Annotated in this window: 8 protein-coding genes; 6 read left to right on the top strand and 2 right to left on the bottom strand. The window is 68.1% G+C overall.

Translation table 11 applies throughout. The features are described 5' to 3' along the window. Positions 1 to 1537, bottom strand: a 1537-nt coding sequence (locus tag VF536_RS11735) for a YhdP family protein (protein WP_331615026.1), incomplete at its 3' end; no start/stop codon positions are given. Positions 1538 to 1610: 73 nt separating this feature from the next. On the opposite strand from VF536_RS11735, the gene glnE reads away from it, so the two are divergent. The 6 genes from glnE (at position 1611) to VF536_RS11705 (ending at position 9915) form a co-directional block, all read left to right on the top strand. After that, entirely contained in the window at positions 1611 to 4379 is a 2769-nt protein-coding gene (gene glnE / locus VF536_RS11730) for a bifunctional [glutamate--ammonia ligase]-adenylyl-L-tyrosine phosphorylase/[glutamate--ammonia-ligase] adenylyltransferase (RefSeq protein ID WP_331615025.1), read from the top strand. A 43-nt stretch (positions 4380 to 4422) separates the two neighbouring features. After that, positions 4423 to 5022: a rhombosortase gene (gene rrtA, locus VF536_RS11725; protein ID WP_331615024.1), complete on the top strand. Its 600-nt coding sequence runs from the start codon at positions 4423 to 4425 to the stop codon at positions 5020 to 5022. 9 nt (positions 5023 to 5031) lie between these two features. Continuing rightward, on the top strand, positions 5032 to 5916 hold the full coding sequence (locus tag VF536_RS11720) for a DMT family transporter (protein ID WP_331615023.1): 885 nt from the start codon (positions 5032 to 5034) through the stop codon (positions 5914 to 5916). A gap of 233 nt (positions 5917 to 6149) precedes the next feature. Beyond that, on the top strand, positions 6150 to 7808 hold the full coding sequence (locus VF536_RS11715; protein WP_331615022.1) for an anti-phage dCTP deaminase: 1659 nt from the start codon (positions 6150 to 6152) through the stop codon (positions 7806 to 7808). A 29-nt stretch (positions 7809 to 7837) separates the two neighbouring features. Next, entirely contained in the window at positions 7838 to 8059 is a 222-nt protein-coding gene (locus VF536_RS11710) for a hypothetical protein (RefSeq protein ID WP_331615021.1), read from the top strand. Positions 8060 to 8274: 215 nt separating this feature from the next. Then, positions 8275 to 9915, top strand: a complete 1641-nt coding sequence (locus VF536_RS11705) for a hypothetical protein (protein ID WP_331615020.1) — start codon at positions 8275 to 8277, stop codon at positions 9913 to 9915. A 60-nt stretch (positions 9916 to 9975) separates the two neighbouring features. Here VF536_RS11705 and VF536_RS11700 read toward each other — a convergent pair whose 3' ends face one another. Next, entirely contained in the window at positions 9976 to 10578 is a 603-nt protein-coding gene (locus VF536_RS11700) for a response regulator transcription factor (RefSeq protein WP_349257487.1), read from the bottom strand. Positions 10579 to 10693 lie beyond the last annotated feature (115 nt).

Genomic DNA, 10693 nt, shown 5'->3' with positions numbered 1-10693 from the left:
CGAGCGCGGCCGGGCGCTGCGCCTGCCAGCGCAGGCTGGCCTGCGCCTGCTTGAGCGGCACGGAGGCCTCCTCGAACACTCCGGGCAGCGTCACCTGGCCGTCGTCGATCAACAGCGTGGCAGTGTCGCCTTGCTCAGTGGCGTCGAACTGCAGGTCGGCGCCGCTGACGCCGGGCCGGCCGGTCGGCGGGGCGGAGCCCGGATCCGCGGGCGGCTCCGGTGCCGCGGCCGTCAGGTGCAGGCCCTGCAACTGGCCCTTGGCCCGGTAGCTGCGAGGCGCGTCGAGTGGGCCGTCCCAATGGACCTGCAGCGCGTTGAGCAGGCCGCCGGGTTTCATGTCGGCGATCAACTGGCGTTGCGATTCGGCCAGCGGCAGCCGGGCCAGGATCTGCGAACCCAGCGTCAGGTCCAGCTGCTGCGCCTGGAAGTCGCCGCCGGTCAGTGCGCCGGTCTTGGCGTCGCGCTTCACGTCCAGCAACCAGTCCGAGCGCGGCCAGTCCAGGCCGTCGCCCGCCTGGAAACCGAGCTGCTTGGCTTCCAGCGACAGCGATTCCGGCGTCTGCTTGAGCACCAGCCGGCCGCCGATCTTGGCCAGCGCCAGCTCCGGCAGTCCCGGCGCGACGCGCAGCTTCACCGCGCGCAGGCCCATGTCCAGCGTCAGGCTGCGGGGCTCCCCGCGATCGATGTCCAGCCAGGCGCGCAGAGCGCCGTCGCCCTCGTTGAGTTCGAAGGGCAGGTCCACGTAGCGGCGCAGCTCGCTGACGTCGGTGCGCGGCAGTTGACCGAAGAGCTGCCCGCTCCAGCGCTGCACCGCGCCGGGCCGGTCCAGCAGCGACTGGGTGAACTCGCCGCGCAGCGTGAAGCGCTCGCCCCAGCCGGCCGGCGGGGTCGCGTCCAGCCGCAGCCGGTGGCGGCGCAGACCGTTGCGCAGCACCAGGTTCAGGTCGAAGAGCTCCAGCGGCGGCGCCGCGCGCAGCTCGTCGACCCAGCGGATGCGGCCGTGCAGGATGACGAACTCATGCTGCTCGAAGAACCAGTCGGCGGCGTCGTCGGAAGCCTGCGCGTCGGAGGGGCCGTCGACGCTGAGGCCGGCGATGAAGACGCGGCCCTTGGCGTCGCGGCGCAGCAGCAGCTCGGGGCTGTCCAGCAGCAGCTGGGAGAAACGCAGTTCGAAGGCCAGCAGGGAGCGCGGCGACAGCGCGGCGCTGACGCGCGGCAGGTGCAGGGCCTCGTGGCCGGCGGTGTCGATGATGCGGACGTCGCGCAGGTCCAGTGTGGGGATCCAGCCCGAGGATTTGGCGCTGATGGCGCCGATCTTCACGGGTACCCCCAATGCCTGGGTGGCTTGCTTTTCGAGCTCGGGTCGCCAATCGTCGATGTGGGGCAGAATCGCCCAGTGCAATGCCAGCCAGGCCGCGATCAGCAGGGAGAAAACCCCTGCCGACGCCACTCCGAGCCAGAGGGCGCAACGTGCCCACCAGCGTCGCTTCGCGACCACGGAACCGGAGTCAGAACTGGTGGCAGCGGACGAAGACATGTAAGGGTGGACGGCGGTCGCCGAATCTAGCACAGCCATTCCGGCCATGAGCCAGCGAGAGCATTCTTTACCGATGGATTCAGTTGCCTCGGCAACCGCCGACCCCACGGGCGTTCCGACGCCCGCCGCGTCCGCGGACCACAGCCGTTTCGTTCAGCGCATCCGCCGTCGTTACGCGGCTGAATTGTCGTTGCTGCCGCCCGGACTGCCGGACGACGTCACGATGCGGGCCGTCGTGGACCGGCTCGGGCAAACCGGGCGCCCGCTCCCCGCCGCGCTGCGCGTGATGCGCCAGCTGGTGATGGAGCGGCTGGCCGTGCTCGACATCGAGCAGGGCGCGCCCATGACCGACGTGACGCAGGCGATGACGCACCTGGCGGAAGTGGCGCTGGACATCGGCGTCGCCCATTGCCGCGCGGAGCTCGACGCCGAATACGGTGCGCCGCGCGACGCCGTCGGCCAGGACATCGACTTCTGGGTCGTCGGCATGGGCAAGCTCGGCGGGCGCGAGCTCAACGTCTCGTCCGACATCGACCTGATCTATGTCTACGAGGAAGACGGCCTGACCGAGGGCAACACCGCCGGCGGCCAGAAGATCTCGGCGCACGAGTACTTCGCGCAGCTGTCGCGGCGGCTGTCGACGCTGATCGGCGACGTCACCGAGGACGGCCAGGTCTTCCGCGTCGACCTCGCGCTGCGGCCGAACGGCAACTCCGGGCCGCCCGCCGTGAGCATGGCGATGCTGGAAGAGTACTTCCTCGTCCAGGGCCGGGAATGGGAGCGCTTCGCCTGGCTGAAGAGCCGCGTCGTCGCGCCGCGTGCGAGCGTCAAGGACGGTCGCGCGATGCAGCTGCGCAGCCTGGTGACGCCTTTCGTCTATCGGCGTTATCTGGATTACGGCGTCTTCGAAGGCCTGCGGCAACTGCACCGCAAGATCCGCGACGAGGCCCAGCGCCGCGCCGCCGGCCGGCCGGAGCGGGCCAACGACGTCAAGCTGTCGCGCGGCGGCATCCGCGAGATCGAGTTCATCGTCCAGCTGCTGCAGGTGGTGCGCGGCGGGCAGTTCCCCGAGATCCGCACCCGCTCGACGCTGAAGGCGCTGACGCGGCTGGCCGCGCGCGGCCTGATGAAGCCCGAGACCGCCACCGCGCTGGCCAAGGGTTACGACTTCCTGCGCCGCGTCGAGCACCGCATCCAGTACCTGGACGACCAGCAGACGCACTGCCTGCCGGCCGCGGACGAGGACATCGGCTGGATCGCGCGCAGCCTGTGCCTGACCTGCGACAGCCGCGCCTGCCCGTTGCTGGACAAGCTGATGGAGGTGCGCGAACTGGTCGCGACCGAATTCGACGCGCTGCTGCACGACGGCGTCGCGCCGGGCGGCAAGGGCAATTGCAAGAACGGCATGTGCGGCGGTCCGCCGCTGCCGATCGACAGCGAGGAGTTCCTCGAGAAGCTGCCGCCGGAGCTGGGGACCAACGTGCGCCGCTGGGCGCAGCAGGCGCGGGTGCAGAACCTGCGCGAGGAATCGCGGCTGCGTCTGGCCAAGCTGGTCGGACGCGCGGCGCTGGCGGTGCGGCAGGGCGAATGCACGATGGACGCGGCGCAGCGTTTCGTCGACTGGATCGAACCGCTGCTGCGCCGCGAGAGCTACCTGGCGCTGCTGGTCGAACGGCCCGCCGTGCAAGGCCGGCTGCTGCGGCTGCTGGGCCTGGCGCGCTGGCCGATGCGCTACCTGATGCAGCATCCCGGCGTGATCGACGAACTGGCCGACGCGCGGCTGCTGCACGAGCGCTTCGACGGACCGGCCTTCATCCAGGACCTGCAGGCGCGCCACGACGCCTGGGCCGAACATGGCGAGGCGAGCGAGGACGCGCTGCTCGACAGCGTGCGCCGCGCGCATCACGCGGAGGTCTTCCGCACGCTGGTGCGGGACGTGGAAGGGCAGATCAGCGTCGAGCAGGTGGCCGACGAGTTGTCGCTGCTGGCGGACGCCACGCTGCAATGCGTGCTCGACTGGGCCTGGGACCGCCTCAAGCAGAAGCACCGTCCGGCGCCGCGCCTGGCGGTGATCGCCTACGGCAAGCTGGGCGGCAAGGAGCTGGGTTACGGCAGCGACCTGGACCTGGTCTTCCTCTTCGATGACGAGGACGAGAACGCGGCCGAGATCTACGGCGCCTTCATCCGCAAGCTGATCACCTGGCTGACGATACGCACGGCGGCCGGCGAGCTCTTCGACATCGACACCGCGCTGCGACCCAACGGGAACTCGGGGCTGCTGGTGACCTCGCTGTCCTCGTTCGAGAACTATCAGGGCGGGCGCGGCAGCAACACGGCCTGGACCTGGGAACACCAGGCGATCACGCGGGCGCGTTTCTGCGCCGGCGATGCGTCGCTGGCCGAGCGCTTCGAGGCCACGCGCCGCGCGGTGCTGACGGCGCCGCGCGATCCGGCGGCGCTGCGCGAGGAGGTCGTTGCGATGCGCGAGAAGCTGCGCGCCGCGCGGACCGCGCGCGTCGGTTTCTTCGACGTCAAGCACAGCCCGGGCGGCATGGTGGACGCCGAGTTCGCGCTGCAGTACCTGATCCTGGCGCACTCCGCGCAGCATCCGGAGCTGCTGGCCAACGCCGGCAACATCGCGCTGCTGCAGCGCGCGGAATCGGCCGGGCTGCTGCCCGCCGATGTGGGCCGCGAAGCCGCCGACGCGTACCGCGAGCTGCGCCGGGTGCAGCACCGGGCGCGGCTGAACGAGCAGTCGACCTCGCTCGATGCCGAGGCCGCCGAGGCGCTCAAGCCGCAGCGCGAGGCGGTGCTGGCGCTCTGGCGGGCCGTCTTCGGCTGAGATCGCGGAGTGGGACCGGATGCCGGGACGTGCATGGCTCCTCGTGGCGACGGCGCTGGCCATCGGCTCGCTGGTCGTCGAGATCCAGACGCTGCAGGCGCGCGCCGAGATGGCGTGGTTGCCCGAACTCGCCGCCCGTGAACCCTGGCGAGCCATTACCAGCGCGTGGCTGCATTTGAGCCCGCAGCACCTGATCGCGAATCTGGCCGGCTGCGCGGTGGTTGGGCTGCTCGGCGTCGCCGCGCGACTGACAGCGCGTGACGCGGCGGCATGGCTGCTCGCGTGGCCGCTGACGCAATTCGGCCTGCTGTTCGAGCCCGCGATCGATCGTTTCGGTGGCGCGTCAGGCGTGCTGCACGCGGGCGTCGCCGTGGCGGCGATCGCGATGATGCGGATGAGGGCCTCTCACGGACGGGAGCGCGTGATCGGACTGCTCATCGGCATCGGGCTGATCGTGAAGGTGGCGGCGGAGATGCCCTTGTCGCGGCCGGCGCTGCGGCACGTAGACGGCTGGAACATCGCGATCGCGCCGCTGGCGCACCTGTCGGGTCTGCTCGCGGGCGTGGCGACGGCGCTGCTGTGTGCGCTGGCCGCGCGGGCCTGGGCGCTCCGCTCCGGCGACCCCACGAACCGCCGGGCATGATCCGGCCCCATGGAACGCAAGCAGCATCTCGACAGCACGGCGGTGGTCATCCTCCTGGGATGCTGCGTGCTGTGGGGCCTGAACCAGGTCGCGGCCAAGGCCGCGCTCACGGAGATCGGCCCGCTGTGGCAGGCGGCCTTGCGCTCGGGCCTGGCCGGCGCGCTGGTCTGGGGCTTCGCGGCGGCACGCGGCATTGCGCTGTTCCGGCGTGACGGCAGTCTGCCGGGCGGCCTGCTCGCGGGCCTGCTGTTCGCGGCCGAATTCGCGTGCATCTTCGTCGGCCTGCAGTACACGACGGCGTCGCGGATGGTGGTCTTCCTCTACCTGTCGCCGTTCGTCGTCGCGCTGGGCATGCCCCTGATCTCGCCGGCTGAGCGGCTGACGAAGCGCCAGGCCGTGGGGCTGCTGATCGCCTTCGGCGCGGTGGCTTTCGCCTTTGGCGAGGGCCTGCACGGGACCGGGCAGTCCCTGCAATGGCTGGGCGACGCGCTGGGTGTGCTGGCCGCGTTGCTGTGGGGCGGCACGACGCTGGCGATCCGCGCGACGAAGCTCTCGTCCGCCAGCGCGGAGAAGACGCTGCTGTATCAGCTGGCGATCTCGGCGATCGCGCTCGCCGCCGGTGCGGTGGCCAGCGGCGAGTCGCTGCCGATCGACTGGTCCTGGCGGCTGCTGGGGCTGTTCGGCTTCCAGGCGGTGATCGTGTCGTTCGCGAGCTACCTGCTGTGGTTCTGGCTGATCCGCCACTACCCCGCGACCAAGCTGTCCAGCTTCACGCTGAGCACGCCGCTGTTCGGCCTCATCGCGGGTGCGCTGCTGCTCGGCGAGCCGATCACCCCGCGATTGATGCTCGCCCTCGCGGGGCTGGCGGCGGGGATCGTGATGGTGAATCGCTGAAACGAAGAACGCTTCCCACTTTCATCTCGAACTCGACCAACTGCTTCCTCTTGGCGACAGGGGGGTGGCGCCTGACTTGAACTGGTTGGATTCCATTGCATCTATACCGATGGATGCACGAGCGCTCGTTTCCCAAGCCGCATAGAGTCGATTCCTTCGTCACGGCTCAATCCAACAAGCACGTCGCCGTGTCGGCTTGCCGTGACACCGGGTTTAAGGGGAGGTGTCCACCGATGCACGTCACTACAGTTGGAGAAAAGAAGGATTCCAAGGTCCTGCACAGGGAGGCAAGGATGGCTGTGGGAGGCAATGTCGCTGCATTGAGGCAGCCAGAGACGACGGCGCAATCCGAAGGCGAGGGGCGTTTCAACGCCAAGCGTCGCATCGATGATGCGATGACCCCCGAGCTTGTCATCGCGCTTTGCGGTCCGCTGGGGACGCCGCTGCATCGTGTGTCGCAGACGCTCAAGGAACTGCTGGAAAAGTCTTACGACTACAAGCTGGTCGATGAGATTCGTTTGAGCCGGTTCATCAAGGAAAAGGCTCAACCGAAGGATCCGAACTCGATCCTTGACCTCATCGAGGCTGGCAATGCCCTTCGCAAGGTCTACGGGAACTCGGTTCTAGCGCAGTTGGCGATACGAGAAATTGCGACTGTGCGGCAGCAGCAGCGGGAAGATTTCGATGATGCGCAACTGACGCTTGCGGGCGTTGAGCCCGCAGCCGACGCTGTCGTGCCAACGCCGGTTGTCAGGCACTGTCACATCATTGACTCCATCAAGAACACGGACGAACTTGGACTCCTTCGTTCGGTTTACGGTCGGCTCCTGCATGTGATCAGCGTTCATTCGCCGCTGCCTGTGCGTGTGAATCAACTGCAGAAGAAGCTGGGCGACATGGGAGATGTCTACAAGCTGATCGATCGTGATTCGGGCGAAGAATTTGCCAACGGGCAAAGCGTTCGCGACGTGTTCCCCCAAGCCGACTTCTTTCTGCGAATAAGCGACGGCACGGACGATCAGATCCGAGCGAGTTTGACGCGCTATCTCGACTTGCTGCTTGGGGCAAAGATCATCACGCCAACCTCCAGCGAGCGCGCGATGTACGAAGCGCATTCCGCTGCACGGAACTCTGCCTGCCTGTCTCGACAGGTCGGGGCGGCGATCACAGATGCGTCTGGCGAGGTGTTGGCCGTCGGATGGAACGATGTCCCTCGAGCGTTCGGCGGCCTATACGAAGCTCATGGACGTCCAGAGGACGTGAGCTATGTCGATCATCGTTGCTGGAACAAGGATGGTGGCAAGTGTTGGAACGACGAAGAAAAATCGGAGATCGCCGTTCGTCTGTCGCGTGCCTTGGTGACGGAGGGAATTGTCGAAGAGGCCCGCGCTCAAGACGTTATCGAGCGGCTCCGCAGGTCGCCGGAAGTACGCGGCCTGATTGAGTTCTCGCGCGCCGTCCACGCGGAAATGCATGCATTGTTGAACGCGGGGCATTCTTGCGGGAGTCGCGTTCGTGGTGGAAGGCTTTTCGTGACCACCTATCCGTGCCACTCCTGTGCGCGTCACCTGATTGCGGCCGGCATCAGGGAGGTAAGGTTCATTGAGCCTTACCGGAAGAGCTTGGCCACGCGGCTTCATGAAGACGCCATCACTGAACTGGAGAACGACGAAGGCAAGGTTCGAATCATGCCCTTCGATGGTGTCGCGCCAGTTCGCTTCCTTGAGCTCTTCAGTGAGGGGAGCCTGGGACGAAAGGATTCGTCGACAGGAAGGATGCGCACCTTCCGAATCGGCGTGCCTGTCACCGCAGTTACGCTTGAGGCGGTGACAACGCTTGAGGGTCTCGCGTTGCGAGAACTAAAATCCTCGGGTCTTCTCGCCGGAACTTGATGTGCCACGATCATCAGCCGACATCGACTATGAGCAAGCATCAAGACTTTCAACAGCTCTCGCTGTTTCCTGAACCGTCCCAGGTTGACGCGCTGGTCACTCGTGCCATGGGCGAAGTTTCTCCGGCAAGGCAGCATCTGCGTTTGATCAGTTCTGGCCCTGGCATCTCGGCGGATGCCCCAAGCCCTCAAGACGAAGCGGCGCGTCGTTGTATCGAGAGCGAACTGGTCAACCGCGTGATGTTCTTCTAAGCCCGAGCCCGATGGGTTCAGTGTTCATCGCGCTCGCGCCGACGCTCTTCGCGGCTTCGCATCGCCGTCCTCCGATTCGCCTACCCTAACGCCTTGACAGCATCGCCGTCCGACAGTGACCTCCTCGCTGCCGGATGAGGTTCGAGCGCCCGCGTGGCGTTCGACGTGGACCTCCTGATGTCGCCGGCAGACCACGTCTGCAAAGGAAGGCGCTCATGTTGTCCAACGTCCAGAACCGCGCCGTCCCGTCGCCGATCGACACGACGCCCAGCGCGCCGCCGAACACACCGGTCTCGACGCCGGCAGGCGGGCAGGGCGGCGGCGCGGCGACACAGTTCCCGGGACTGGCGGCACGTCCGGCGGGTCCTTCGTCCGCCGGGGCCGGCGCTCCGCCGCGCCGCTCGAATTCGCTGCCGACGCTGCCTTCGCAACAGACCGCGACGACGGCGCTGCCCTCGGGCAACCCCACGCCGGCGCGCCCGGCGCTCAGACTCGACACCAACATCCCGCCCGTCCAGTCGCAGGCTGTCTCGCCGAGTCAGGTGCCATTGCCCGAGACGCCCGTGTCGCCAAGCAAGGTGCCCTTGCCCGAGACCCCGGTCTCGCCGAGCAAGGTGGCATTGCCGGAGACGCCGGTGTCACCGAGCAAGATCGCGCTGCCCGACAGCCCCGTGTCGCCAAGCAAGGTGCCGCTGCCTGAAACGCCGGTCTCGCCGAGCAAGGTGCCCCTGCCCGACTCGCCGGTCTCCGAGAGCAAGCCCCAGTTGCCGGAGAGCTCGACTGCGGCGGGCAAACGTCCCGCGACCTCGCTCGGAGGCCCCTCCCTGCTCGCGCCTAAGCTGCCGGCCAAGACCTCTTCCGGGCCGCCGCGTCTGAACCTCACGTCGCCTCAGACGCCGACGCCGACGCCGACGCCGACGCCGACGCCGACGCCGACGCCTACGCCAACTCCCACCCCGATCGCCGCCGCCGCAGCCACGACGGTGGCCACCACCGGTACGCCGCCCGCCAACGTCTCCGGCAAGCAGCTCACCGACGCCCTGCTGGCCACGCTCGGACAGCGCGCGACGACCTACGGTGGCGGCCACGCCATCGCCTGGGCGGTGCAGGCGATCACGCTGATGAGTGCCGGCGCGGCGGGGGCGTCGAAGGAGGCGCTCGGCGTGTCGTCCAGCGTGCTGGGCGGACTGGCCGCCGCGCTGGGCAAGGAGTTCATCGGCGAGCACATGAAGACCAAACCCTCGCTGGGCGCGACGATCAAGCTGCCGGGCGACACCTTCCTGCAACGCGAGGGCCCGCGCGTGATGGCGGGCTTCAACGACATGTGGACGGCGATGGCCGGCGGCATGAGCGGCGTGGCCCTGTCGGCCAAGCTGACGCCCGCGATGACGGAGGCCTTCAAGGCCAAGGGCATGCCCGAGCCGATGGCACAGGCCACCGCGATGATGGTCACGGCGGTGGCGCAGCGCGCCGTGAGCGCCGGCTTCGACACCGTGTCCGACCTGACCAGCACGATCATGAAGAGCAAGCTGCCTGGCGCGACTGGCGGCACCGCCGTCAACGACAAGGTGGACTACGCGACCATGAAGGCCGGCATGGCCGCCCGCATGATGATCAACTGGGGCCTGACCCTGCCGGTGGGCATCCCCGTCGGGCTGGGCAAGACGCTGACCGACGCCAACCCGTTCGCCAAGGCGGCCGCGTCCAGCGCGCCGGCCTGGGCCGGCCTCAACTTCTGGATCAACACCAAGATGAACCTGGCGCCGATGTTCAAGAAGGACGAGCCGGCGGCGACGACACCGCAACCGCCCATCGCGATGACGCCGATGGGCGCAGGGAACGACAACAACGTCTGAGACCTGGTCCGCCAGCCGCTGTCAGCCGTCGTCAGTGACGACCAGCCGGCGTGACGCCGTTCAGAGCTCGATGATCCCTCGCTTCAGCGCGATCGTGACCGCATGCGTGCGGTCCTTCGCGGCCAGCTTGCCGAGGATGGTCCGCATGTGGACCTTCACCGTCTCCTCGGTCAGCGAGAGATGCTCCGCCACTTCCTTGTTGGCATGACCCAGCGCCACCAGGCGCAGCACCTGCGTCTCGCGCAGCGACAGCGCGCGGCTGCCGGCGTGTTGCGCGATGGCGGCCTCGATCGCCGGCGGCAGCATCATCCGGCCGGCATGCACGCCGCGGATGGTGTCCAGCAACTCCGTGCGCATCAGCCCCTTGAGCAGGTAGCCCACCGCGCCCGCCTTGATCGCACGCGCGGCCTGGAAGTCGCCGGGGAAGGTCGTCAGGATCACGATCCGCGCCTGCGGGAACTCGCGCCGGATGGCGGTCATCGCCTCGATGCCGTCCATGTCCCGCATGCGCAGGTCCATCAGCGTCACGTCGGGCTGGTGCTGGCGGAAGCGCGACAGCGCCTCCAGGCCGGTCGTGGCCTCGGCCACCATGCGCATGTCGGGCTCGGCGTCGATGACCGTCGTGATGCCGCTGCGCATCAGCGCATGGTCGTCGACAGCCATCACGGTGATGGGGGAGGAGGTCGGAGCGGAGTCGTTCACGCGCGGTCAGCGGTCAGTTCGGAAACGCCGGATCAGCGGCGCGAAAGGCGAAGCGTAGCCGCAGCCGACAGCCCGG

The sequence above is a fragment of the Roseateles sp. genome (genome assembly GCF_036486225.1).
Lineage (GTDB): Bacteria > Pseudomonadota > Gammaproteobacteria > Burkholderiales > Burkholderiaceae_C > Roseateles.
The sequence above is the reverse complement of the archived record's forward strand: the minus strand, read 5'-3'. Positions and strand labels throughout refer to the sequence as shown.